The following is a 26883-nucleotide window of genomic DNA, read 5'->3' as shown; positions in this document are numbered from 1 at the left end:
ATGTGATATTAATTTTTACAGTATTCACCCGTATCCTGCTTTAGTCTAAAATATCATGATGCTCAATGGTGTTGCAATTTGTTATAATGGGAGGAAACTATTATACCGTCTTATTATAGAAATGGTGAAATTCGTTTCACCGTAAGCGCAGCGTTTGTAAGCTGGGACAAATTGAACCTTGCAGCACCAGTCGACAAAAATGCCAAGTCAACCTGACCGCTCAGGTATTCAATGATGCTTCCCTGCAATATTGTGTCTTCCGTTGTAGATAATGTGCTATATTGCATTGTAGAATCGATAAAAGTGTCATTCTGCCGTACTCCCGCAGAAATTGTCTGGTCCGGCACATCAACTGGGGCGATACGGATCATGTAATTGATTTCATATTCGCCTGGAAAATAAATCTGCAGTCCGTTTGTAACTGTCCCAACATCAAAAGAAGGCATAAAATTGTTAAGCTGCACCTGTTCAATCTGGTCAATGGCAGTAAAAGCAAACGTTTGCATCATGTTGGAATAAATACCGCCGAATGCAGTTTCCCTTGCTTTTCCGTCTATTTCTACAGTCGCTGGATTGTCAAATATATTAATGTTAAGATTAGGAGATATAAAGTTTAACTCCTCTCCAAATCGGATGGGTATTGGACCACCATTACCATTGATATAAAACAAAACATCTCCTGGATGAAAGGTGCCCTCAGGGCCTTGTTCTCCCTGCGGACCAGATTCACCCTGCGGGCCTTGTTCGCCTTGAGGACCTGGTTCGCCTTGGGGACCTGGTTCGCCTTGCAGACCCCGTTCTCCCTGCGGACCTGGTTCGCCTTGCAGACCCCGTTCTCCCTGCGGGCCTGATTCGCCTTGGGGGCCTGGTTCGCCTTGGGGACCCTGTTCGCCCTGCGGGCCGGCATCACCTTGCAGACCTTGTTCCCCTTGAGGACCTGGTTCGCCTTGCAGCCCTCGTTCTCCCTGAGGGCCTCGTTCGCCTTGGGGACCTGGTTGACCCTGGGGACCCTGTTCGCCCTGTGGACCTGGTTGACCCTGGGGACCCTGTTCGCCCTGTGGACCTGGTTCGCCCTGGGGACCCTGTTCTCCCTTCGGACCTGGTTCGCCCTGCGGGCCACGGCAGCATCCGCAATTGCAGCAATTGCAACTATTTTTATGATAATTTCCATCCTTGCTATTATTCATATACATATCCTTTCTTTTTTTATGCATACAGGAAACCACATGCATAAGAACTGTATACTATAAGTCTATGCTGGAGGTAAAAATAGTTTATATTTCTGTAACTGCAAATATTTGGTTCTGCTCTATCCATAACAGGGCTGCTGAAGCTGGAAGATAGAAAAGGAAAGTCGCTGAAAAAGGGCTTTCATGGAGACAAATTTGAACATAATTTCTGTTGCCTGTTAAGATATGATAGGATTGGTATAATCTCTGTTTGTAATCTTTGTTGTAATCTCTGTATTTGTATCTACATTTGAAGAGGATAGTCTCCCTTCTGAAAGTGATACCCTCTCTCTTTCAAAAGGGACAGCCCCCTCTTTTGTTGTACTGACCTGTCCCCTCTCCGTTTTTTCAGAGACAATGCCACATTTTTCTGTCTTACCCCTATCTCTTTCTATAGAGACAGACTTTTGCATCTTATTTTCCGGATAGGTAATCTCACGTAATTTATTTACGACTAATTCCAGATACAACACATTGTTCACCACAAGACCATTTATTGTTACCGTGCGGAACACACGTCTGACTACACCCATTTTTTCCAGAAACACGATAGCGTTCGTAGCCTCTTTTTTAGATATCCCAAATTGCTCACTGATCTGTTGATAACTCCGCTGTAACAGATCAGACTTGAATTTTTTCTTGACAGCGATAGCCTGACCTGTACTTTCATCCCTGATCTCTGTAGGCTTATACCAATAACAGATATCTGCAAGAATTACAATTGCTGTTAAATTAGGTTTTCCACTGTCTCTTACAACTGTCCTATACCACATCTGCGGGATAATATTCCCAGTGATACTTAGTTTTGCATATTCGTCAACAATGACATTTCCTGTGCTATATATTCCGCCGCCCATTTTTGTTACCTGCCTCTCTTGTCTCCATTGTTTTTATCAGGATTAAAGAAACAATCCATTTCTCCATCAGCTCTGCTCGCCACAATCAGACTACCGTATAAGATGACAGCCACCACAACAGCCAATATCAATACAGCACCTATTATCACTAATCTCATAGCACCATCCTCCAAAACAAAAAGAGGACCAAGTCATCTAACGAAATCTCTAACCAACTTAGTCCTCATAAATATATAACTCTTTACAGTATACTGTTGGCCTTACGGCCTTCAGGCATAGAAAAGCCTGTGGAAGTGTAGAAAAGGACTAAGCAGCCAGAACGCCTCTCATCAAATGATTGCGCCAGTCCTATTTCAACAAAATCTATTCCCAGGCTATAAATTTTGCACCATTTCTGGTAAAATGAAATAAGACCAAATCAACGCAAACCCTTTATTTATAAGGTCTCTGCTAACTTAGTCTTATTATAACTCAATCCCCCCGTCCCCCCTATCTGCGGAAACTTATCCATCTCTATTCCTTTAAAAACACAACTCCATTTTCTCCAAATAATCCCGCACCCCCGCATAGAATCAAGGTTTCCGCACGAGAAGCAGAACCGTCTCCACATGGCTCGATACGTGCTGATTGATGTCGCCAGATTGGAACATTTCTCCCTATTTTGAGCCAATTTTCGATTGTTCTCGGAAACATATCAATCGGCACATTTTACCCTTATTCAATCCGCAATCTAAACCCTACTCGTTGTTGGGAACATATCGAGTTTTCCTAGCCGCTACTATATATAAGCAGCTCATCTTCCGCCACTGTTTCAAGCCGGGACTAGCCTTTTAGGAAATTGGTCATCGTAGAGCTGTTTCCGCATAAAAGGCATCGTCTCAACCTTGGTTTTTACACGTTGTAGCTGATGTATTCCGGCATTTTGCCTTCTTCTTGGTACTGTCTAAACAGATAAAAAAGAATGTGTAGTGCCATTACATCAATATTCGATTCCGGTGAACAGTGCCAGCAATTACTACAGTTCTCAATAATAATTCTGCCATCACTAATCAACTGAGGATAATCCACACTAACTGGAATTCTTTTTGTGATTAGTTTCTTTCTTTCACTCGGCATCTTTTTCAATTTCTCATGAATCTCAGGTTCAGCAAAGCAGTCACGAGCAATTGTTATCATGCCATCATATATATGATTTTCATTCCTATACTCAGGCTCATTCAAATTGTAACCACCATATTCATACATAACGGTGTTCTCATCTACTAAAACGAGATTAGCATGTGCTCCGATTCCTCGACTCATTCTAACACCTCGCTTCTATTCCAAAGTGCAATTCGACTATCTTATTTAGCTGATTTGCAATCTCAGAAAAATCACAGTCCAAATCTAAAGTCTTAACACTGATTTTATTACCGCTCATCATGTAAGTGTTGTTAGGGAGGACTGCTTCATCTGTTTTTGCATAAAGAAGCATTCCGGACACTTCATGAGGTTGTGCAGCAAGTTCAATTTCCTTATTCTTGACATAAGTAAAAATCTGATAAAGATTGCCAGAATGAAGAGTGTGTGTATCAAACTTTGACTGTGTTGTATGAGTATAGTACTTTGCATCTATGATAAGTACTTTCTCTTTGTAGGTTAGCATAATATCCGTTTGCATCACTGGAAGCATTGCTCCAATACCGTCATCAAGTTGCCAAGGTATCTGTGATGCATTAGCAGTAATTTCCGGATACTCTTTTCTGTAATATTCAAGTATGAACTTCTCATATAACCTACACATGCGTTGCTCATCCACAAACTCCATGAGACGGGTACTTCCATCAGAATTTGTTTGAAGCAGTCCCTTTACTACCAAGTAGCATACAGAGATTAACAATCTGTAAGTCTGATTATTTCGGTTATACTGAATATTCCACTTAACTGTATAAAGGTCTATCGGTTCTACGTCCCCGAAATAAACCATTAGTTTTCTAAGTTCTTTTTTACGAGCCTTAGAAATATCAGAACGAAGTAACAGCTCAACTGTTGATTTTATTATTCTGTTCATCGTTCCATTAACAGAGAACTCATCGTAAGTACAAATCATCTGTTTCTTTAGCATGGTTTGCGTCTTAATGGACTCTGCAATATCTATTTTCCCACGAAGCGCAGATAAAGGTTCTGTTTGAAGAATATATTCTTTCCCTAGACCTCGCTTTATTTGGACAGCTATACCTTTTGCCAGTATTGCTGCCATAAGCTCTGCGGTATTATTAAATTGTTCCGTAGCTATATTTTTGTAGCCTTGCTCATTCAAAACCTGAAAAGCATACGACAGCATATAGTAGACATTCTGTATAGGTATCACTTAATCGCGCTCCTTAAATTGTTGCTCCAATCTTTTACTTTTAACGGCTCGTCGAACCAATACTCTTTAAGTAATGGTATAAGCTCATATTCAACGATGCCCGATAGACTCTGTTCATCAATAGTCTCTGCTGATAAATTGCAGAAATAGCTATGTCCGATACAGAAACATCACCTAATGACTCGTCCGCAGAAATTGCATTATTGAGGTTCTCTACACAATTGATAAGCTTGTTAAATTTCTCGTTATCAATAGCCATTCTGTATTCTCTAAATCCATCGGTTTCAAATCCCGGTTTTATTTCAAAGAAAGCAAATCGACGTCTTAAAGCATAATCAAGCATCGCCAAACTTCTATCAGCAGTGTTCATCATACCAATAATATAGACATTCTTTGGAACTGCAAATTTCTCATCGGAATATAATAGCTGAAGTGAAATACCACGCTTATCGTTTTCAATAAGCATAAACAGTTCACCAAAAATCTTACTCAGATTTCCACGGTTGATTTCATCAATAATAAAGAAGTAGTCATTATCACTATCAATTTCAGCTTTCTTGCAGAAATTATAGAAAGCACCCTTCTTTAACTCAAAGCCTGCATTAGAAGGTCTGAATCACATAATAAAGTCTTCATAAGAATAACTTTGATGGAACTGAACCATCATTACTCGTTTAATATCCTTAACACCCATTACAGAATATGCAAGTCTCTTCGCTGTAAAGGTCTTACCAACACCCGGTGCACCTTGAAGAATGATGTTCTTTTTCGTTTTTAAGCTTCCAACCAGTCTGGAATATTCTTCTTCAGGCATGAAGACTTCATCCAAGAAATCTTCCGCTGTGTAAACAGGATAATTCTTCGTAGTTTCTTCAACATCATCTTCTGCTTCATTTTCAAACAAAGCATTAAGCTTTTCTACATACTCTGTATAAGCGGTAATGTCAGTAAGAGTTTTCATAACCGCCTGACCCGGATGTGGCCATTCTCCGTTATGAGTCCAGTTTACCTTTCTGTAGTTGGCGTATTCATCAGTTCTTTCATCGTTATACTCATAATCAGATGTAACGACTCCTCGTCCAACCAACTGATACATGCCTTTTTTAACAAAGATGATGTCTCCAACTTTCATCTCATTTGCAAACTGCCATGTAGCATGTGCTGCATTCTTATATGAAAGTGATGGGCCGATAACCTCTTTCATTTTCGCTTTCATATCATCCTTAGAATCGAAAGCTTTTAAATCTCCGATTTCGCCCCAGCCAATTGCCATGATTCCAGCTTTGTAGAATTCGCTCCACATTGAAGAATTCTCGCCCGGAGAATAAATCCAATAATGAACTGTATCAACAACATCATCTGCCAAAGCTGAACTACCACTGTATCGCTTGTTTTGATTTTCAGATACGCCTTTTTTGAAGATATCTGATGCAAGCTCATCGGTCATATCAACAGTTTTACCGGCCTCAGTTAATGTCCATACACCATATACACTCTTATCAATATATCCTGCGCTAACAAGATAGTTATGAGCAAACGCTACTTCGTTTTCGAACTTATTTACATTGTTCTTACCTCTTGTTGCATTCACTTCTTCATCTGATAATTTCTCATTTTCAATAATTTTCTTTCGAGCATCTGCAGGAGTAGCTGAACCGCCGAGGTCACGTAAAGCCTGAATTAAAGGCTTAAACCAACGAAGGAATGCTGCTTTTGAAGCTTTTTTACCAGTTGCAGCCGCCTTTTCCTGATTTACCTGTTCAGAAATCATCCATGCATAATAGGACAATTCTGGGTAATTCTTATAATCATAAGAACCTTCATTTAAAGCAGTCGTGCAAGAATCCTTTACAAACAAATAATCTGCTGCTTTTGGAAGTTTGTTGATTTTTGTTTTTACTGCCTCAACAAACTCAGCAGGCATATTTTCAACATTAGTGAGATACCATCTGTTTCTGGAATCCAAATTGATGAAGCTGTAAGGGCGAACCCAATAAAGGCCCATTGTCAAATTCCAGCGAATACACAACTGGTCGTGAACCAAATCATACCATTTTGAGAATTCCTGACGATTAGCTTCATTATCTTCATCTGCCAAAGCAAGTGCTGCTTCAAAAACATTCCAGATGTTATCAATGTCGTCTTCTTTTCTGTCATCTTTAAAGCCATAGAATGTTGCTTTTAAGTTGTTAAGAACCGGGATACCATCAAAGTTGTCCGGAATCTTAGCCTCAACACCAAACTCTTTAGCAATGCTTCCAATGATGGCTATTCTGTTTGCGTTTGTAATTCCTTTATTGAAAAGGCCAAATACGGTAAATGGGTCAATATCTATTATTTCATCTCCGCTTTCCAACTTAGGAACTTACATATCAATTGCAGCATAAACTGCATTGATTTTACTTATAAGTGATTTACGGTCATTTTTGAATGACAGGAGTTTTGAAGCAAACTCCGAATAAAAATCTATCCATTCAAATTGCACAATAATACCTCCTATCAATCGACACTAGAACTTCCAAGCGGTTCATAGCCGCAGGACTCTAACATTTCGTTTATTACATAAATACTAGTTTCAGCACATGCACTCAACGCACATCTGTATGCATTATTTTTTGGTGTTGGCGGTTTTATATTGAAGTCCGTCTTACTGATTAGCATTTCTGCTTCAGGAACTGACAATTTTAATCCGTAACACAATCCCATAACAGTTTGTACCGTCGTTGGGTATTCTTCATTATTTCTCAATCTTTGAATTGTCTTTTCACCGACCAAGGACGAATCAGCCAACTTTTTATTTGACAATTTTCTTTCCTTCATTAGTTGAACTAACGTTTCAGAAAAAGCTCCCGGATACAATCGCATAGCGTCTGCACTCTTTTTTGCACCCTGAATCTGTGATAATAAGGTTTTGTTATGATGATTCATTTCAAATGAGTATTCCTGAGCACTAGGTTGGCCCGGAATTTTATACATCATTTGAGTATAGTATTTTTGTCCTTGATACTTGGATTCGTAGCTATATCCCATGTCAAACACAAAACAGCACTCATCCATATGAGATAAAGCATACTGTGTAAGATTGATTTGACCGTCTGACCGATATATATATTTTTCATCATTTATACAGACGTGACCTTCGATATAAACAAACTTACCAGTATCAATCGCTTTTCTAAAATCTTTATTTAAGCAGTAAGCTTTAAGTAAATCTGTAGACGCAATAGTAAATGACTGATTATCAGATAGCGCTGATGCATCAAATGTAAATGGAGTAACATACTGTCCATTGACATATGTAAAGGCACCATCTACTTTTGAGTGACCCAACTCTCGAATACGCATCTTTACAGCTTGCTTCGATAAACCATAGAAATCAGCAAGCTCTGAAATCATTTCTTCAATTCTATAGCCATCGGTTCCATCAAAAGTGAGTTGATATTTTTTTATTAACTCATCAATTTTTACTTTTGCAGTCTTGGTTGGCATAAGTATATGCGGTGCCACTCCATTAGCCTGCCACTCCATCCAATCAATAGGTTTCCACTTTTCTGTGTCTTTGCCATTGCTACCAATTGAACACTGAATAATTTTCCCTAGTTCATCATCAGAACCAAGCATCTTCATTAATGCATGGTATGGCTGATGTCTAAACCAATGGAAGCATTCATGGGCAACTGTGAAATTTACAGTACCTAAAGTACGCTCAAAATACACACGAGGGTCGATAAAAATCATTCCGCGTTTTGCATTGCGGATAACAATGTTTTTATTTTTATCCCGAACGTTACCGTCCTCAAAAACGACTAATCCAAAAATATCTAATTCAGAAGAAAGGAGTTCTTTCTCTGTAATGATTAGTCCCATATCCTCAGCGATAGTTCTGATTGGAACTGCCACAGGCTCTTCAAGCGCAATAGGATAATATTTCTCCAAAAACTTAGTGGCTTCATCATCAAACGAATTTCGAGAAATAATAGGAACTAACTCTCCAGAATATTTATCGTTGTCTGAATCTTCCTGCTGCTCACATTCGGAAATAAGCACAATTTCAAAATTGCTAAGCTCAACTCCTAAAAGAACTTTGCAACGTACAATTAACCACCTTTCAGTGAATGATACCTTGCCACTTTTTGATACAGAATGTTCGATATCGCAAGATACGATTACAGAAAATCCAATCGCTCCATCTTCAATCTGCTCAATATGAACAACATTCTGAATCTCGATATCGGATAACGTTGCTCGTTTTTCTTTAACTTCAGTAGCTAAATGGCTTAATACAGCATCTTTAATTTCATCATAACGATTTTGGTCTATTAGCTTCTGCAATGGGCTTTCATCTTGAGCATCATAATAGTCCAGCTTCGAATCATTTAACTGCTTCCTAATAGCCCGCCAATCTTTCATATACAAATCCATATAAGCTATGAAAGTGGAATTATGAGTACGTTCCCTCAGATGAATCAATTCATGCAAAATAACATAATCCAGACATTCAATTGGCTTCTGAGCCAACTGAAGATTGAACCATAATTTCTTTTTATCAGTGTTGCATGTTCCCCAACGTGTAACCATATATTTCGTTTGCCATGAATCACACTTCAACCCTGTAATGGTTTCCCATTTAGGAAGAAGTCTCTCAATTTCACTTTTTAACAGCAAACGATATTGTTCACGAACATAGTTTTCTCGTTGTCTTACTGTACTATCTTCTCTCATGGAAAGCAGCACTTTATCACCTTGGATTTCAAAGTTGTTCTTTTGAGAATCCGGAATAAAGGTTAAATAATACTGCTTTCCCCAGATGTACATTGTTTCGCCACTAACATATTGACGCTTAGCGCTTCGAGGCTGTTGTTGGAACTTTTCAATCTGCTTTTTTACCCAGCTGAGATTAGTTCGAGCATACACCTCGATAGCCTTGTCATCCATAGATGCCGGCGCTGAAATCACAACATGTCCATCAGGTGGTTTTACCTGAAGATGCATGTTTTTAATATTCTTTTTTTGAATATCAATCGGTATGCCCGAAATCACAATTCTCATCTATTAGTATTCCTCCTGTTTCTCAATAATTTTGAAGAGACGTTCAACCTCTGCATCATCATTGAGAATAGCGAATAACGCTCTTTTAATACGATTTTCCTTAATAGAATCACCACGGAATCCACTCATCTTGCTTCCCATAACGGCTTTATGAAGCTTGATAGCAAGAGCTTCATCACCACCAACATTATCATATAAGGCTTGCATTGCCTTACTCTTTCTAACACTCTCTGGGTAGTCATCATTCTGTTCCGGATGGTCTACATTTTTTGCTAACTTGATGTACTCTTCAAGAAGTTCTTTATATGAGAGAACTCCTTGCTGCCTATCCTGAATCAGCTTGTCCAGAATAGCTGACATCTTTTCATAATATTTTGGATTGACAGCAACCTTCTCTACCATCTTGCGACGAATGTTGTTTTCGATTGCTTCTGCAGCACCTTCTTTTTGTCCAGAAGGAGTCTCATCATCTGTCATTGTTTCTCCTTGGTCAACAACAAAATCAAGCAATGTTAAATCATCAAATTCGCCAATCTTAATACTATCAGAAGCAACAATATAATTATCAATGAGTTTACGCATATCAGGTTCATAGGCTTTGAAATCAAGGAAATCGCCACTCTTGTTTCCGATAGTTTGTTTTAACTCAATATAGAAATGCACTTTATTTTCATAAGCATTAAGTTCAGTTGCAGAACAAACATCTACCATATATTGTTTTGCTTCAGCATAAGCACGAACTAAACTGCTTACGAGTTTATATAATTTTTCACGAAGGCGAGCATAGATTTCATCCATGTCTTCGCTCATGCCGGAAACGCCGCAGAAGTAGTGAAGATACTGTAAATCTTCTCTCGGAGCTTCGACACCCTCGCATAATTCTTCTAACTCTTCGTAAATATCTTTGAAATGTTTAATAGCCTCATCACCTCTGTCTTTAATGAGTCCATCAACATCTTCAGGGGCGTAATTTTCAAATGCACCGGATGTGTATTTGTCCATAGCATTCTTCAAATCACCGAAAAGCTGCTTATAATCTACAATGTAACCAAACTCCTTGGTGTCTCCATCAAGTCTGTTTACACGACAGATAGCTTGGAAGAGTCCATGGTCTTGCATACTCTTATCAATGTAGAGATACGTACAAGGTGGTGCATCAAATCCAGTAAGAAGCTTATCAACTACGATGAGCAACTTCATATTTGCTGGCTCATTGATGAACTTTTCCTTTACTTCTTTCTCGAAATCTTCCACCTTTTTCTGAATAGAGACCTTTTCAGGAAGGTTGTCAGGGTCGAAACCTAACATACGAAGATAAATCTCGTATTTTTCAAAAGTCTCTGTTTCATCATCTGCACTTACAGTATCTGTTCTCAAGTCACCAGCCTGTGGTGTATAAGAAGAGATAATTGCGCATTTCTTAAAACCACGCTGCTGGAAAATTTCGTAATACTTGCAAGCTGTATAAATTGAATCAGCAACAAGAATTGCATTTCCATTTCCGTCCATTAAACGAGGCTTCAAATCAAAGTCCTGAATAATATCCCAAGCTACTCGCTCAAGTCTAGAACGGGAACTATAAATCTTCTGCATACTAGCCCATTTTTCTTTCAATTTAGCTTTAGCTCTGGTTGAAAGTGTACGGGTCTTAACATCAAACCACTGGTCAATTCTGTCATGTGCAGTAATGTCCTGTGGAATATCTCTGTATTCATATCTTAAGTCAAGAACAACGCCATCACGTACAGCTTCATTGTACTTATAGCTATGGATATATGTTCCAAACACTTCGATACTTGTTTTCTTATCTTTCTTTAATAACGGTGTTCCGGTAAAACCAATAAAGATTGCATTTGGCATAATTGCCTGCATCGCAGCATGAAGTTTACCCGATTGTGTTCTATGACACTCGTCAACAAAAACAAAGATTTTACCTTTAGCTTCAAAATCTGCCGGAAGTGCTTTTTTCAATTCGTCAATGTACTTATCATAATCCGAATCAGTAGCTTCTCCGCCACGACGTCCAAACTTATGTACCAATGAACATAAAAGTGAACTATCATAAGAATTCAATTTTTTAAGCAAATCATCACAGCTCTTTGTTCTGGTTATTTTTTCATCAACGCCAATATAAGTCTTTTCAATCTGCTCATCGAGTTCATCTCGGTCAGTGACGATAAGTACACGAGGATTCTCATCTTCACAGTTTGCAAGAATCCATTTTGAAAGCCAGACCATAGTTAATGTCTTACCGCTGCCCTGTGTATGCCAGATAATACCGCCACGCTGCTTCGCTAATCTGTTCTGTGTACGCTTAATACCGTAGAACTGATTGTAACGACATACTTTTTTGATTCCTTTATCATAAACAACAAAGTTCTCAACTAAGTCAATAAAGCGCTTCTTATCAAACATCTGATAGATTTGCTGTAAAAGAAGGCTATCCAATCTTTCACAGTAAGCCATGATACGAGCATCTTCCGGGTCACGCTCATCTTGATTTTCGCGGAAGCCGTCCTGTTTCCATTCCAGATAATATTTTTCACCGGTCAGAATTGTTCCATAACGCAAACCTTCTGTTTCGTTACCAGCCATGCAAAACTGCATCGTTGTAAAGAACGGGGCAATGAATCCATCCTTCTGGTTTGTCAAATTCTGTCGAATACCATTAGATACAGAAACACTACTCTTTTTCAGTTCGATAACAGCCATCGCAATACCATTCACATAGATTACGAGGTCTGGTCTCTTTTCCTGACGGTCTACTACTGTAACTTCTTCTGCGATTGCAAAATCATTATTAGTAGGTGTTTCAATATCCATAAAGTAAACAGTTTTAGGTGCTCCGTCAGCTGTTTCCTTAACTTTGGCACCATATTTCAGAAGCGAATAAACCTTATGATTTGCATCGTATAAACCATGTGTCATATCATCGGCAGCTTTTATCAATTCAGTAACAGCACCATCAATCAGCTTCTGACTATAACCGCTAAGGCGCAAATACGCACGAAGACGGTCTTCACGGATATTCTTATTTGCAACATCTTTCAAGTTGCCTAAGTATTCATAATCAAGGATATCTCTATCCTTAAAGAAGCTTACCACACGGTCTTGGGTAGCTCTTTCGTTTTCGCCAATACTCATGCGCAATTCCTCCTTATACTAATCTAATCTTTCCTGAGAGCAAACCGCTCATCATGCCTGATTTAATACCTTTAATTTTTTGAATCTTTGACTGAAGTTTTATTATATCACCGCTTATACTATTTAATATATCAACAATCTCTTTCTGCTCTTGATATTCCGGCATTGGAATTACAGTCTTTTTTGCACCTTCTATTGTGTAAGTTCCAACAGTACCTATACCTGCCATATCGTCAATCTGTTTTCTCACAAAACTCGAATCAAATTGGTAAAATAAGAACTTACCTACAGAATCCTTATCCTTCTTTGCCCAAATAATATTTCCATCTTTAAAATAGAATTTATCATTAGCCTCAACGGCATATGGAACTCCAATCGTCCCAACACCGGTTATCAACAAATCTCCTTCCGATATTTCACCACATTTTAACGTGTTTTGAATATATAGCTCTTCGCTTATATGTAAAGGAGAAATTGCTAAATTATCATGCAAGGCAACAATTTCTCTTGCACGATAAAAAGGAATTCCATTATTTCTCCAATCACTCTCATGAACACGAATTGTCGAGGTGATTTCTCTAAAACTACCTAACGCTTTATACTCCCAAGGTTTTGTAAATCCCGATACTCTGATATCTCCGCTAAGTAATTTTTGCATCATTCCATTTTTTAAAGCAAGTTTCTTCACAACCAAATTATTGGAATGATATAAATAAGCATCCACATCTCTTAAAGCTCTTATTATTGCTTTTTGCTCTTCGATTGGTGGAATTGCAATAATCGTTTCAGAAATAGCACTTTTCGATATAGAAGATACTTTAATCCCTGTAACAAAAGGTAAAACTTGCCCATGAAACAAATGAGAATTCATGTAATAACCTAACCAACCCGGAGCAAATTCACCTTTTTTTACTCTACAAGGAATAGTATGCAGACCAGCAACAAGTTTCCCATTTCCTATATTCTGTACCTCTGTAACTTTTCCTACTGCATCATCCTCAGCAGTGTCCGCAATGACAATATCTCCGTCTTGTAACAGCTGAGTTGAGGAAGTCAATAAACTCAAATCATTTATATATGGAATATCCTCTTCTCGATAATCTAACACTTCCGGGAACTTCGTTAGAATATCTCCATAATGAATATTTCTAACTGCGCCACCTCGATTATTAAGATTTTCACGAGACAAGGTGTTATTCGACAACACTCGAAACGTTTCTTCAAAAGTTTGAAGTTCCCAATCTACAGGTATATCTCCAATTTCCGTATGTTTCATCTCTCTTACCATTTGAAGCCCATCCTTTCCAGATGACTCTTAACTTTTGCCTCATAATCAGCTGTTTGCTTCATAAGGTCAGGAAGAGTATTTTCATAACGTTTTGAAAGCTCTATAATTCGGTCTGCAAGCTGATGAGAAATAGCTGCATATAATTCATTAATTCCAGTGCCGATTGTGTAATACCATTTTCTATTTACAAGTAACTCAATGATTTCATCGTCGGTCAAAGTAGCGTATCTATCTCTTGCCTTTTCATCCAGTTCTTTATCCATCTCTTTGATAAGCTTGGTTGATTCTTCGGATTTCTTTGCGAGTTCAAATGCTTCTTTCAGTTCTGCGTAATCATCTGCATAGGCTTCCGGTATCGGTGCTTCAGCACGTGCCATCGCCAATGCATAAGCAACAGATGCTTTTGTAACAGTACCTTTGTCTGTATAAGCGACTTCTAAGATGATATTGTTGCTAATATAATCTACGTACTCTTTCTTCTTCATAGGAAGCATACTCTGCAACTTGATAAGACCATCAATCAGCGGAGTATGAACGTGACTCATAATATCATCCATCTTCTCCTGAATATCCTTACTCTTAACTTTTCCGCCTTCCGCAACTTCTGAAAGCGTAGAATCCTCAGCTGATTCCTCAATCAAAGACATAAGACGAGAATCCGTTTCCGCGACAATCTCCATAAGGTCATCAATTGCTTTTTTCTCTTCTGGGAAAAGCTCTGAAATTATAAGAGCCTTCGGTATCAGTTTTCCTTCCCAACCGGCAACCTTAAGTTCAGGGTTGCCATCTGCATCGGTTTTCTTTGTTTCTTTCATGATGTTTTCAGTTTCTCTTGCAACACCGTAACCAGCCTCATCGGAGACAATCATGCTCACATCATCACTAAGCACTTCGTTCCAGTAAGCAAGAAGCACCTGATATACATCATATTTATTTATAAGGGTAAGCCCTTCAAATTCCTTCAAAATAACTTGAGCTAATTCAACTATCAATTCCTTTGCAGATACGCCCAATTCCAGTGTTTTAAGTTTTGTATCAGCGTAATCTTTCCAATGTGAAAAAGCTTCATCAATCATTTCTCCATAAGCAGCAAATTCTGCATTTGAATATGTTGTCTGGCGAATTACATCCTCTGCAACATTAAGCTTATAATATCCTTCGCTGAATACATCAAGAAGCTCATATTTGAGCGTAGGGAATGAAGACCAGAAACGTTCTAATGCATCAATATCAGCTGCAGGAATGCCACCATGAATATGTGCATAAATGTTCTGGATATCTTCCGGGTCAGAAGAATCGATATAACGAGAAATACTCAAGTTGTATCCGTTCTTTTCTTTAATTTCTTTATTCGGAACAAAACGCGCATACTTAGGGTCAGTTGTTATCTGCTCGTTAAAAGTTGTAACAATGCGATAAATATCCTGCTCACGAAGTCTGTTTTTACTTCCGTCTTTCACATAACCTTTTCCTGCATCAATCATAAAGATACCGGCACGATTTTCTGCACCTTCCTTATCAATTACAAGGATACAAGCTGGTATACCTGTTCCATAGAAAAGGTTCGGAGGAAGACTGATAATTCCTTTAATCCAGCCTTTATCAACAATTGTCTTCCTGATGGTAGCTTCAGCATTTCCTCTAAATAACACACCATGAGGAAGGATTACTGCCGCTTTTCCAGTAGACTTCAAAGTTTTTAAGATATGCATTAACCACGCATAATCACCATTCTTTTCAGGTGGAGTATCTCCATAACCTGAGAATCTACCAAATTCCTTTAAACCATCTGACCAGTTCTTAAGTGAGAATGGAGGATTTGCAACGATATAATCGAAACGTTCAAGTTCTGATGGGTCATCAGCTTTTATAAACTGAGGGTCAGAGAACGTATTTCCTGCCATAATTTTGATTGTAGCCTTATTATGAAGAACTGCATTCATCTTTGCCAAACCTGCTGTTGAGCCATCTTTTTCCTGACCATATCCAGAAATCTCGAATGGTGCTTCAGCTAAAGCACGAATCAAAAGCGAACCACTACCACATGCCGGGTCGCATACTGTAGCATCATGGTCTGTACATTTGTCAATGCCTATAATTTTAGCAAGAATACGAGAAACTTCTGCTGGAGTATAGAACTGTCCCTTGCTCTTACCACTTTCGGAAGCGAAGTTTCTCATCAAGTACTCATAAGCATCACCGATAATATCATCGCCTTCTGCTTTATTTCTTGAGAAATCTAATTCTGGGCGCTGGAAAATAGCAATAAGTTTAGTAAGCTTATCAACCATTTCTTTGTCTTTACCTATTTTTGCCTCATCATTAAAATGAGCAATATCAATAACACCCTTCAAGCTTTCGTTTACTTCAGCAAGACGAGCGATTACTTTATCAATTCCTTCACCAATATTCTTCTTATTTTTAAGCGCAATAAAATCATCGAAAGAACAACCGGTTCTTTTTTCAGGGTCAGAATTCGGGTCATGTGCTTTATCGAAAACGGTCAAATCTCCGTATTTCTGTCCTTTGTATTTATCTGTTACATACTTCATAAACAAAAGAGTCAGTATGTAATCTTTATATTGTGATGCATCCATTCCACCACGTAATGCATCGCAGCTCGCCCAAAGTGAGCTGTATAATTCCGTTTTCTTTACTGCCATAATCCGTTTCTCCTTTAGATTAATCTGCCTTTAGTCAATAGCACTTTTTCCGCTCTTTACCCATGCATCAAGTTCAGAACACTTAAACTTCCACTGCTTTCCGATTTTATGAGCTGGAATTCCTTTATTGTTACGTATCCAGCCTCTTAGCGTAACCGGTTTAATGCCAAGGTACTCTGCGGCTTCTTCAATATTAATCCATTTATCATTTATATTTTTGTCCATATCATTACCTCTCGAAGCTCGTAGTTACAATACGCCATCTAATATTATACTTACAACCAAGTCGAAATACAAGGTGTTTGTTGATATTTGTTGATATTTGACATCATTTTCGTTATATTAACTAAACTCAAAAAAATTTTTTATTATTTTTTCGCCCTGCCGGACATATATGTGTCCGGTCTTTTTTATTTGTATCTTCTTACGTTTCTCAAAATTGATTATCTATTTTCACTCAATTACCCCTGAAAAAAAGGACATAACCATGTCCGAGGTTTTAGTTTCGATATCTGGCATATTTATAACAGTTAATTAGAACTCGTCCCAGACACGACGTTAAACTGTCTGACTCAACTATCAATTCACCATCTTCGTGGCCACGTGGTGTATTTGCAATTGATAGAAAGGTCTCACAAGTAAATACAGTGCCAGCTTAGCAAACGAGCTGGTCACCAGTTAAGAAGCGGAGCATTCCGCATGAGGTGACCAACTATGAACATGAATACTGGCAGCCATGCTCCTTTACTCCGCTTGGAAATTCAAGCCAACGGAGGTAAAAGACATGGCAAACAAAGACAATCAGAGTCAAAGATCTATCTACATTCGTTCACTCAAGGAGAAGGTTCCTTGTGCTGAACAGCAGTTTCAGGAATTCTATCGCGAAGCAACTCGCATCCGTAAGAAGGAACAGTACTATCATCGCTGCAAGTGCCCTAAGCAGTTTATCTGGGCCTGCGATGGTGATTGTGAGAATTGTGAACATCATTTAGGTTATGGACTTCTTTCACTTGATGCTCCTAACACAGAAGATGGCAGCACCCTTCTTAAATCAGAAGAACTTGCTACTCCTGACTTAATGGAAGAAGTCATCAACGACAGAATCTTATTAGAACAGCTCTTCCAGCGTTTAAGAGAACTCGACCCAGACGCGGATAAGATTATCGAATACTGGAAAGACGACTGCTCTATCTCCGACAGAGAAATTGCAAAGCGCTTAGGTCGTAAACAGCGTACCTTTGCCGACCAGATGAAAAAAATCAGAACCGAACTTCATAAGGTTCGTGGCTATTAATATATAAGTAGCAACCCGTCCCTCTGACCGTCCATCAAAAAATAGTCAGAGGGATTTTAACTTTTTTCGAAATTTCTCCGCTCAAATCGTCGCCCTCTCTCCAGTGGGAAAGTGTAAGGAACGAAACAACAAGCCTTGCAACTAACACAGATGGGAGGTGACGACGATGAGAGAACACTACTTCGATTCTGGTGGTACCGACGATGAAATGATTGCAGTACTTAAGGCAATTAGTCAAGTATCAGCAAGAATGGCGAGAAATATGACAATCCTCGCAAAGCAAAGACAATCAAAGGAAGGAGAAATTCACCATGAGCAAAATGAGCGATATGGCTATGACTATCGAAGAGTTACGCAATGCAGCCGCTGCTACTAATGAAGTAGCCAATTGGTTAGCTCTGATGCTGATGCGACTCCGGTAGCAGAAGCTAAAACAGAAAAGAAACCGGAACTTACATTAGAAGAAGTACGTGCTGTCTTAGAAGAGAAGTCCCGTGCAGGATACACAGCTGCTATCCGTACTTTGCTTCAGAAATATGGAGCTAAGAAGTTATCCGGTGAAGACCCTAAGCATTATGAATCCTTGTTAAAGGATGCGGTGGAACTGGACGATGGCAAGTAAAGCACATGCGGTCTTATCCGCTTCAGCATCACATCGCTGGCTTCACTGTCCGCCTTCAGCAAGGTTATGTGAAACCTACGAAGACAAAGGTAGCGACTATGCTGCCGAAGGAACTGATGCTCATGAGCTTTGCGAGTACAAGCTTCGTAAAACATTAAACATGAAAGCTTCAGACCCTACTGAAAACTTAACATGGTACAGCGAGGAGATGGATGACTGCGCCAATGGTTATGCATCCTACATCCTTGAACAGGTAGAAGCCGCCAAAGAAACCTGTGCTGACCCTGTAGTCTTAATTGAACAAAGAGTAGATTTCTCTCGCTGGGTTGAACAGGGCTTCGGTACAGCCGACTGCATCATCATTGCAGATGGTACCCTTCGCATCATTGATTACAAGCACGGACTTGGTGTTCTTGTATCAGCCGAAGATAATCCACAGATGAAATGCTATGCCCTTGGTGCCTTGGAACTGTTCGATGACATCTACGACATTGATAACGTCAGCATGACAATCTATCAGCCTCGTCGTCAGAACATCTCTACCTATGTATTAAGCAAAGAAGAGTTATACGCTTGGGACGATGAAGTGTTGAAACCTACTGCAGAACTTGCCTTTGCCGGTGATGGCAACTTCCTTTGTGGAGAATGGTGTGGTTTCTGTAAAGCCAAGCATGAATGTCGTGCCAGAGCTGAAGCCAATCTTCTGCTTACACAGCATGATTTCAAGCTTCCACCGCTGTTGGAGGATACAGAAATTGAAGTCATCTTATCTCGTGTTGATGAGCTTGTGGCTTGGGCATCCGATATCAAGGAATATGCTCTTCAGCAGGCAATCAGCGGTAAGGAATGGACTGGCTGGAAGCTAGTCGAAGGTCGTTCTAACCGTAAGTACTCAAACGAAGCTGCAGTTATAGAAGCTGTTACAGATGCTGGATTTGACCCTTACGAAAAGAAGCTTCTTGGTTTCACTGCCATGCAAAAGCTTTTAGGTAAATCTCGCTTCGATGAACTTCTTGCAGCCTACATCGATAAGCCGCAAGGCAAACCTACTCTCGTACCGGAAAGCGATAAACGTCCGGCTATGAACAACGCAAAACACTTGGCTATGGCATAGAAAATGGCGTAGCGGTTATCGATGAAGAAACTGCAGCTAAGATTCGAAAGCTTTACAAGAATTACCTTGGTGGACTTTCACTTACAAACGCCGCCAAGGAAGCAGGAATCAACGCACTACACGCTGGTTCCAAACGCATAATGCAAAACAATCATTATCTCGGTGATGACTTCTACCCCGCCATCATCAATAAGAAGACTTTCACTGCTGCTGGCAGAGAAATAAAGCGAAGGTCAGCGAAACTTGGCCGCAATGATAAGTTCAAAGAAACGCCTGTTAAGAAGGCCCCTATACTCTTCCGCTTCGGAGACATCACAGAGGATTACGACAATCCAATAAAACAGGCTGAGTACATATACAGCTTATAGAAAGCGAGGTTATTTGATGGGAAATGTAATGGTCATTCCTGCCAAACGACAAATCGGCAATATCGGTCGCAAGCAGGATGCAAAGCCTAAGCTCCGAGTCGCGGCGTACTGTAGAGTTAGTACTGACAGCGATGAGCAGGCAACAAGTTATGAAGCTCAGGTTGAGCACTACACAGAATATATAAAGAAGAACCCTGAATGGGAATTTGCCGGGCTATATGCCGATGATGGTATTTCCGGTACCAACACAAAAAACAGAGAAGAATTCAACCGTTTGATTGAAGATTGCGAGGCCGGCACTATCGACATGATTATCACAAAATCAATCAGCCGATTTGCCAGAAACACCTTAGACTGCCTTAAGTACATCAGACAGCTCAAGGAAAAGAATATCCCCGTATTCTTTGAAAAGGAGTCCATTAATACAATGGATGCCAAGGGTGAAGTTCTTCTTACTATTATGGCTTAACTGGCCCAGCAAGCATCACAGTCGCTAAGCCAAAACGTCAAGCTTGGACTTCAGTTCCGCTACCAGAATGGTCAGGTACAGGTAAACCACAACCGTTTCCTAGGCTATACAAAAGATGAAGATGGCAATCTTGTGATTGACCCGGAACAGGCTGAAATTGTAAAGCGAATCTACCGTGAGTACCTTGAAGGCTACAGTATGGATAAGATTGCTGCTGGACTTGAGGCGGATGGTATTCTGACCGGTGCTGGTAAACCAAGATGGCACACTAGCACCATTAATAAAATTCTCCGCAACGAGAAATACATCGGTGATGCCCTTCTGCAGAAGACCTACACCACCGATTTCCTTAACAAAACCAGAGTGAAAAACACTGGTATTGTTCCTCAGTACTATGTGGAAGGCAACCACGAAGCTATTATTCCAAAAGAAATCTTTATGAGAGTTCAGGAAGAGCTGGTATGCAGACGAGTTGTTAAGACCAGCGCCAATGGAAAGAAACGCAGTTACAGCTGCAACCACTGATTTTCACAGATTATCATCTGCGGCGACTGCGGTGAAATGTTCAGAAGAATCCACTGGAACAATCATGGCTGCAAATCAGTAGTCTGGCGCTGCATTAGTAGGCTTGAACCTACCGGCCTTGAATGCCACGCCAGAACCATCAATGAACTCGACCTTCAGGAAATTGTGCTTACTGCATTAAATGAACTTCTGGGTGATAAATCTAAATACCAGAAACAGCTACAGCAGAACATCGCCTCTGTGGTCAGAGCTTCTTCCGCTATCACCACTGATGGGATTGACGAGAAGCTTATGGAACTTCAGCAGGAACTTGTTAAAAAGGCCAATAACAAAGAAGCCTACGACGAGATTGCCGACCAGATATTTGCACTCAGAGAACAGCGCCAGCAGGCCTCAATGGACACAGTACAACGTGATGAACAGCTGCAGCGCATCACCGACCTAAAGGACTTTATCAAAAACCAGCCTTCAGACCTTACAGAATTTGATGAGGCACTTGTAAAACGCTGGCTTAAGCAAATCACAATCTGGGACGACCACTGCACCGTTGAATTAAAATCAGGGCTCAAGGTCGATGTAGAAAGATAAGCATAAACGAAAAAGGCTCCTCACCACTGGAACTAATCCGGTGATGGGGAGCTATTTTATTATTTCTTAGGATTGATTTTTCCTGCAGTAACAATCGTAATTACAAAACAAGCTGCTGTTCCAGCAACACCTGCTGCGCTTTTTAATCCATTTTTTACTTTTTGAGCCTGCTGATTTCTACAAGCTTCACAATATTTATGCTTATACCCTACAGGCAAAGGCTTCTTGCAATTTTTGTTTTTACAAACTTTATTCTCCATCGTCATTACCTCCTTCAAGCAATGCTACCTCCTCAACACAAGGTAATGCTTGTATTTTTTTCTTTATATCAGGTAAAGTTTTAGTCCAGTAGTTTTCTGGGGCCGGGTCTATTAAATCAAGACGTTCAACAAGACCCTTTGTACTTAGATAGGATTTTTCAATGTAACTAGCATAATATTGTAAACTTTGTCTTGCTGCTGCATTTTCTCCCATCTCCTGATATGCCATAGCTTCTGCTAATGAAACCATATTTACGGCACTTAAACTTTCTCGAATTTCATTCATTCTCAGACTAATTTTTTCAGGTGTTGCTCCCGATAATAATTTACCGAAGAATGATTCTGGCTGTTCTTTGATGAATGCTAAATTTGCATTTTGACTTTGCATCAGTAGGTTTCTACTATCTTCTGCGTCTGATGCAATCTGAAGTAAAGCCATCGCTTTCAATTCAGGATTTCTAATTTCCATAGCCTGAAGTAATTTTTGCTGGCAACTATATGCCATGGCCAATCTATCATATTCCCGACCTTGACGAACTTCCTCAATTGCTAGCTGTACAACCTGAATTTGTTCAGCTATTTGTGCCATCTGCATTTGAGAAGCATAACTTGTCATTGCCTGAGAAAGCGCAGGTGAAAGATTAACATTTTGCAAAGATATCGTTGAAACAATTTTGTTTGTCTCCGGATTTACAAGATTGGCCATCAATGAACCATCTTTCTTAGTCATTAGTTTTAATGCACCACTAGCTAATTTTGTCTTTTGCTCATCAGTTAGAATTGCTTGAAATGCTTGTTCTGGAATACTTGCTTTTACAAGATTTATAAACGCAGGAGCCGAATAAAGCATTTGTTCTATTCTCGAAAATGCTTCTTTAGCGCCTCTCACAAGTGGTTGTGCAACATCCGGCATAGCGTCAAAGCATTCAGTTAAGTCATCTATATACTCAGACGCATCAATTATTTCTATATCATCTGATGGAATTTGAATTACATCTTCATCCATATGTGTATCCTCCTTTTTTCTATGATAATAGGCTTTGTAAATTTCGCGAATTATTCTTCTATCGGTTTTACTTTGAATTGAACCTCAATGTACGTATTGAGCAATTCTTCAGTCTTAACAATATCAGTAATGTCGCTAATATCTCCAATATCAACCGATAAATGGTCATCTACAAAATCATGTACTAAAAATCTATACTCTTGTTGATATGAATATTTTTCACGTTTCCAGAAAGCTATTCTCGAATTATCCTTCTGAACCTGTTTCAAGTGCTCAATATTGTTAAAACCATGATATTGCACATGGTCACGTGTAAACCCATATCCTGCTTTTAGTAATCCGTTCTTCACTCTATTTACGAACTCATTACCATTTTTCACAACCAGCACCGCATCTCCAAAATTAGGCATGCATTCTAATTGCTCTTCTGTAAACTGGTAACGCACAGTTAATATATCGCCTTCCAAATGTTCCTCTACGTGATTACGGTAATCATACATAAACATACAGAATACAGGACATTCTAAATAACCAAGATTCATTGATGCTTCTGGAGCATCAAACTGAGCAATAAATTCGTTCGTATCAACAGAATACATGTTAATCTTTACGTCTTGCAATACCATCTGGCCATCATATTTATCGCCAACATCCTCGTCATCCGTCGTCTTTTCTAAGTCTACATAGTATTTTAAGTTTTTCATATACAACTGGCCTGCTTGAAGTTTTTTAATATTCTCCTCTGAACCGAACTTCATCAACATAGACCATCCATCTTTAACAGTCTTATCTTCCATTCTGAATGCCTCCATAACATCTAATCCACTGCCTGCCATACAGCCCACAGTCGAGTTGCCGGATTAGACAACATCTAAATCACTCACTCAAATTGAGTTTGCACCCTAGATAACATCTATCCTAGTGCCAAAACCTATGACATCTAATCCACAGCCTAAACCCTTCGACCGTTTTTACAGTGGATATGTTTCAATATAAGAAATACGGACTTTCATGAGCTATTGTCTAATCTCAAAAAAGCCCGTAAATACGCCACTTTTCAGCACTTATTTATTTCTTCTTGACAGCAAACAGACCGTCTCCACATGGCACGAGAGGATAGAAAGTACGTCATTTCCCGAACGGTTCGTCCGACTTAATCCACCGCAGTTTTTGCCCTCTTGGTCGTATGTGGGAACATATCTACTTGCTATGCACCCTTAAAAACTGCTTAATAACTCTTGTAACTCTTCTATTACACTTTGGTATTCACTATATGTATTCTCATTGAGCAGTTTTCTTTTCTCTGAAAGCGCTGTAACTTTAGCCCTTCTCTTCATCTCACTCTCAAAATCACTATAGTCCATCGTGGCCAAAATAACTTGTGGTAAATTATCCATTTCAAAAATCAGTTTTAAGATATCTTTGCTACTTGTATGGCTGGCCTCCTTCGCACGAGGTGAATCTACAACTAATGGGAATAATATGGTATTGGTCTTAAAATACTGCATCGTTTGGAACAAACCTATCATCTGTGCTAATATGATTTTATTCTCTAAAGTGCCTTGTGCTTTTATCGGTTTAAGCAATTTTATATTTCCTTCATATGCTGAATTCCACGCATCTAACTTCATAATATTGAGACGAACATTTTCAATATAATTTTCTTCAATCTCTTTTTTATTAGGCAGCTTTCTAAGTTCTTTATCTATTTCCTTAATTTCCTTCCCATGCCCCTCCTGTTCATAAACATTCTCTCCAAGCTGTTCTGTAAAGTGCTTAACAGAATCTTGCAATCCCCTCTGCCGCAAATACACTTCATACGAATCTTGTTTTTCATCATATGCCTGTTCTTGCTGCTTGAGTTTCTCCATCAAGCTAACATAATTTTCTTTATACTGTTCTAACTCTGATGCTATCGAAGATATTATTTGTTCAATCTGCTTATACATATAATCTTCGTTTTGAATATTATAGTTTGAACGAACAATGCTGTATATTTCCTCATCAAAAGAATACCCGCATTTGGGGCATATACGTATATGTCCTTGATCTTCACCAATGTTAACTCCATCTTTGATTTTTCTGTATTCTTGTATAACTTCTAATTGATGTTCATGTTGATATAACGCAGTTTCCAAACTTTGAATTTTATTTCTGGTTTCTCCGATTCTGCTTACTAATAATGCAATCCGCTCTTTAGGGATAACCAAATTTCTTTCTAATTCTTCTATGGAGTCAGCAGGAACCAAATTCTGAGTTTCTTCACATAGCGAGTCTATAGTGATTCTAATTTTCTCCTCCTCTACTTTTAGCTGTTCAATCTTATCTTTTAGGGCATCTTTTTTAGCCATTAATTCCACCGTTGAACGTGTATATATCCCCAAATGATAGTAGAGAGACTTAATTCGGTCAGGCTTTTTATATTGATCTATATTAGAAAAGCTCTCATACAAACCACTCCAGCCTCTATCTTGATCGATATAGTATGGCATAAAGGTAAAGGCCGGTGGCGCTAATTCAATTTTATTTGTTTTCTTATTTGCCATATAAACAGCAAAGGAAAATATTTTTTCAAATTCTTTAGCTAAATCACGAGACACACTTTTGGTTGTTAACATAAGTTCTGTTCCACTAAAAAAAGCAAATGCTTTTTGCCATCTTGCCACTCTATATTTTATTTTATCAACGTAGAACTCTACCACATAAATTTTGGTGCTTTTATTCCATACATTATCAAATTCTACTTCTGCACCCATAGCGTAATATAATGATTTCAAAAGAGATGATTTCCCAACATGATTGTCTTGGCTTGTTATAACATTGAACCCTTTTTCAAATTTATGAAAACGGGCTGTTTTTTCCGTAATATCTGCAATTAATATATTGTCAAAATACATCTCCTTCATCATGATCTCCTCATCTCACTAATTGTAATACTCGCTATTAATATCGATATGTATGTTTTATTATATATAAGTTCAATATCAGGATGAACAGAATATAACTTCTTACATAACTCTTCCGAGTATTGTTTAAGCGATTTTTCTGCTCCTCTCTTGTTCTCTTCCATCATGTCTCTAACTTTTTTGAATACACTTGTAAATGTCTCTGATTTCGTTTGCGCATCTGACAATATCAATGTATATTCGTACGATGCTTTATATTTATCATCCTCCTGAAAACTAAGTACTCTCGATATTTCTTCAAAAGTAGGAATCGAAATCAGCATCGCTTCTTCAATAACTCGTTCAAAATCTCTCTTAGATACTCCCTTTTTATTTCTGACTTCCGAAAAAGACGCTGAATCATCCAACAATTCATATTGTTGCCGTCTGGTCAAGATATCCATCATTGCGCCAAAAATGGTTTTTACCGAATCCATAGTAATCCTTGGATACTTGCTGTGTAAAAAATCACCCATTTCTTGCTCTACAATTTCTCTGTGTCTTGGAATCGAAAGAGTTGTCCTAATATGAAAAAATTTGGTCAAATCCACACTATCTACATCTATTCCTTTTTTCTTGGCAATATCTTCTTTAATTTTACTTATTGTTACTGGGTTAAATTCCAAAAAAGGCGTTTTTTCTGAAGTAAAAAGTTTTCTTTTCTTTTCATTCTTACCATTATCCTTTTTTGTTGTAATAGAAACTACCAATGGACAATTTGTTATTAACCCCAATTCTTTTACAAGCCAATCTGTATTCTCTAATTGGGCATACATTTTAACCAGCCAGTCTTTTGTTATTGCTGTATTAATACTAATAGACTCTTCATTTGTTTTCATCTGAAAATAACTGACCGTTTCAGGATTACTTTCTTTATCAAATATAGTTATATCGTCGTAATAATCCAATACAAACAAATAATCTAAATTGTCAAAGATTTCTATAGCCATGTGTAACGTCTGGCTTACTTGCATTTCAAAACGATTGTAGGACATACTCCCAGAGCTTGTGTCTACGGCTATTTCTCCACCCTTCACTTCTTCATTCTTTGCTTGCTTATCCAACATATCGTTTCCTCTCTGACATAATATTTTTAAAGGCCATACCTATTT

The 26883-nt window shown here is 38.8% G+C and carries 20 protein-coding genes and 2 pseudogenes; 5 read left to right on the top strand and 17 right to left on the bottom strand.

Annotated features, from left to right (window positions below; all coding sequences use genetic code 11):
• Positions 1-113: 113 nt before the first annotated feature.
• The 12 genes and pseudogenes from ACGHCT_RS07190 to ACGHCT_RS07135 all read right to left on the bottom strand — a co-directional run bounded on the left by ACGHCT_RS07190 (position 114) and on the right by ACGHCT_RS07135 (position 16805).
• The gene (locus ACGHCT_RS07190; RefSeq protein WP_390439187.1) at positions 114-671 is read right to left on the bottom strand and encodes a hypothetical protein; all 558 of its coding nucleotides are present in this window, start codon (positions 669-671) and stop codon (positions 114-116) included.
• Positions 614-1171 carry a hypothetical protein gene (locus ACGHCT_RS07185; RefSeq protein ID WP_390439185.1) on the bottom strand — a complete coding sequence of 186 codons (558 nt, stop codon included), beginning with the start codon at positions 1169-1171 and terminating at the stop codon, positions 614-616. Before ACGHCT_RS07185 ends, ACGHCT_RS07190 begins: the two co-directional genes overlap by 58 nt.
• A 237-nt stretch (positions 1172-1408) precedes the next feature.
• Positions 1409-2086, bottom strand: a complete 678-nt coding sequence (locus ACGHCT_RS07180; RefSeq protein ID WP_390439183.1) for a hypothetical protein — start codon at positions 2084-2086, stop codon at positions 1409-1411.
• A 5-nt stretch (positions 2087-2091) separates the two neighbouring features.
• The gene (locus ACGHCT_RS07175; RefSeq protein ID WP_390439181.1) at positions 2092-2244 is read right to left on the bottom strand and encodes a hypothetical protein; all 153 of its coding nucleotides are present in this window, start codon (positions 2242-2244) and stop codon (positions 2092-2094) included.
• Between the two features lie 733 nt (positions 2245-2977).
• Positions 2978-3388 (bottom strand): hypothetical protein, encoded by a 411-nt coding sequence (locus ACGHCT_RS07170; protein WP_390439179.1) that lies wholly within the window; start codon positions 3386-3388, stop codon positions 2978-2980.
• 1 nt (position 3389) lies between these two features.
• Positions 3390-4436, bottom strand: coding sequence for a 5-methylcytosine-specific restriction endonuclease system specificity protein McrC (gene mcrC, locus ACGHCT_RS07165; protein WP_390439177.1), 1047 nt, complete (start codon positions 4434-4436; stop codon positions 3390-3392).
• Between the two features lie 40 nt (positions 4437-4476).
• Positions 4477-6207: pseudogene (locus tag ACGHCT_RS07160) on the bottom strand (AAA family ATPase).
• Positions 6208-6935: 728 nt separating this feature from the next.
• Entirely contained in the window at positions 6936-9485 is a 2550-nt protein-coding gene (locus ACGHCT_RS07155; protein ID WP_390439175.1) for a YgjP-like metallopeptidase domain-containing protein, read from the bottom strand.
• 3 nt (positions 9486-9488) lie between these two features.
• Positions 9489-12629: a type I restriction endonuclease subunit R gene (locus ACGHCT_RS07150; RefSeq protein ID WP_390439173.1), complete on the bottom strand. Its 3141-nt coding sequence runs from the start codon at positions 12627-12629 to the stop codon at positions 9489-9491.
• 13 nt (positions 12630-12642) lie between these two features.
• Positions 12643-13917 carry a restriction endonuclease subunit S gene (locus tag ACGHCT_RS07145; protein WP_390439171.1) on the bottom strand — a complete coding sequence of 425 codons (1275 nt, stop codon included), beginning with the start codon at positions 13915-13917 and terminating at the stop codon, positions 12643-12645.
• On the bottom strand, positions 13911-16580 hold the full coding sequence (locus ACGHCT_RS07140; protein ID WP_390439169.1) for a type I restriction-modification system subunit M: 2670 nt from the start codon (positions 16578-16580) through the stop codon (positions 13911-13913). Before ACGHCT_RS07140 ends, ACGHCT_RS07145 begins: the two co-directional genes overlap by 7 nt.
• A gap of 30 nt (positions 16581-16610) precedes the next feature.
• On the bottom strand, positions 16611-16805 hold the full coding sequence (locus tag ACGHCT_RS07135; RefSeq protein ID WP_390439167.1) for a helix-turn-helix domain-containing protein: 195 nt from the start codon (positions 16803-16805) through the stop codon (positions 16611-16613).
• Between the two features lie 559 nt (positions 16806-17364).
• On the opposite strand from ACGHCT_RS07135, the gene ACGHCT_RS07130 reads away from it, so the two are divergent.
• The 5 genes and pseudogenes from ACGHCT_RS07130 to ACGHCT_RS07110 all read left to right on the top strand — a co-directional run bounded on the left by ACGHCT_RS07130 (position 17365) and on the right by ACGHCT_RS07110 (position 21560).
• On the top strand, positions 17365-17874 hold the full coding sequence (locus ACGHCT_RS07130) for a sigma-70 family RNA polymerase sigma factor (RefSeq protein ID WP_390439165.1): 510 nt from the start codon (positions 17365-17367) through the stop codon (positions 17872-17874).
• 166 nt (positions 17875-18040) lie between these two features.
• Positions 18041-18250 carry a hypothetical protein gene (locus tag ACGHCT_RS07125; protein ID WP_390439163.1) on the top strand — a complete coding sequence of 70 codons (210 nt, stop codon included), beginning with the start codon at positions 18041-18043 and terminating at the stop codon, positions 18248-18250.
• A gap of 12 nt (positions 18251-18262) precedes the next feature.
• Positions 18263-18496: an rRNA biogenesis protein rrp5 gene (locus ACGHCT_RS07120; RefSeq protein WP_390439161.1), complete on the top strand. Its 234-nt coding sequence runs from the start codon at positions 18263-18265 to the stop codon at positions 18494-18496.
• Complete coding sequence (locus tag ACGHCT_RS07115; RefSeq protein ID WP_390439159.1) at positions 18486-19610, top strand: DUF2800 domain-containing protein; 1125 nt, start codon at positions 18486-18488, stop codon at positions 19608-19610. The genes ACGHCT_RS07120 and ACGHCT_RS07115 overlap by 11 nt, the downstream gene beginning before the upstream one ends.
• A 384-nt stretch (positions 19611-19994) precedes the next feature.
• Positions 19995-21560 (top strand): annotated as a pseudogene (locus ACGHCT_RS07110) (recombinase family protein).
• Positions 21561-21619: 59 nt separating this feature from the next.
• Here the strand turns inward: ACGHCT_RS07110 and ACGHCT_RS07105 are convergent.
• The 5 genes from ACGHCT_RS07105 to ACGHCT_RS07085 form a co-directional block, all read right to left on the bottom strand.
• Complete coding sequence (locus ACGHCT_RS07105; RefSeq protein WP_390439157.1) at positions 21620-21820, bottom strand: hypothetical protein; 201 nt, start codon at positions 21818-21820, stop codon at positions 21620-21622.
• Positions 21810-22826 (bottom strand): hypothetical protein, encoded by a 1017-nt coding sequence (locus ACGHCT_RS07100; protein WP_390439155.1) that lies wholly within the window; start codon positions 22824-22826, stop codon positions 21810-21812. The genes ACGHCT_RS07105 and ACGHCT_RS07100 overlap by 11 nt, the downstream gene beginning before the upstream one ends.
• Before the next feature lie 50 nt (positions 22827-22876).
• Entirely contained in the window at positions 22877-23623 is a 747-nt protein-coding gene (locus ACGHCT_RS07095) for a hypothetical protein (RefSeq protein WP_390439154.1), read from the bottom strand.
• Between the two features lie 420 nt (positions 23624-24043).
• Positions 24044-25735 carry a hypothetical protein gene (locus ACGHCT_RS07090; RefSeq protein WP_390439152.1) on the bottom strand — a complete coding sequence of 564 codons (1692 nt, stop codon included), beginning with the start codon at positions 25733-25735 and terminating at the stop codon, positions 24044-24046.
• On the bottom strand, positions 25732-26838 hold the full coding sequence (locus ACGHCT_RS07085) for a DUF4297 domain-containing protein (protein ID WP_390439150.1): 1107 nt from the start codon (positions 26836-26838) through the stop codon (positions 25732-25734). Before ACGHCT_RS07085 ends, ACGHCT_RS07090 begins: the two co-directional genes overlap by 4 nt.
• Positions 26839-26883 lie beyond the last annotated feature (45 nt).

This window comes from Lactonifactor longoviformis, assembly GCF_042848515.1.
Classification (GTDB): Bacteria; Bacillota; Clostridia; order Lachnospirales; family Lachnospiraceae; genus Lactonifactor; species Lactonifactor longoviformis.
Note: the sequence above shows the minus strand (reverse complement) of the source record. Positions and strands in the feature narration are given on the sequence as shown.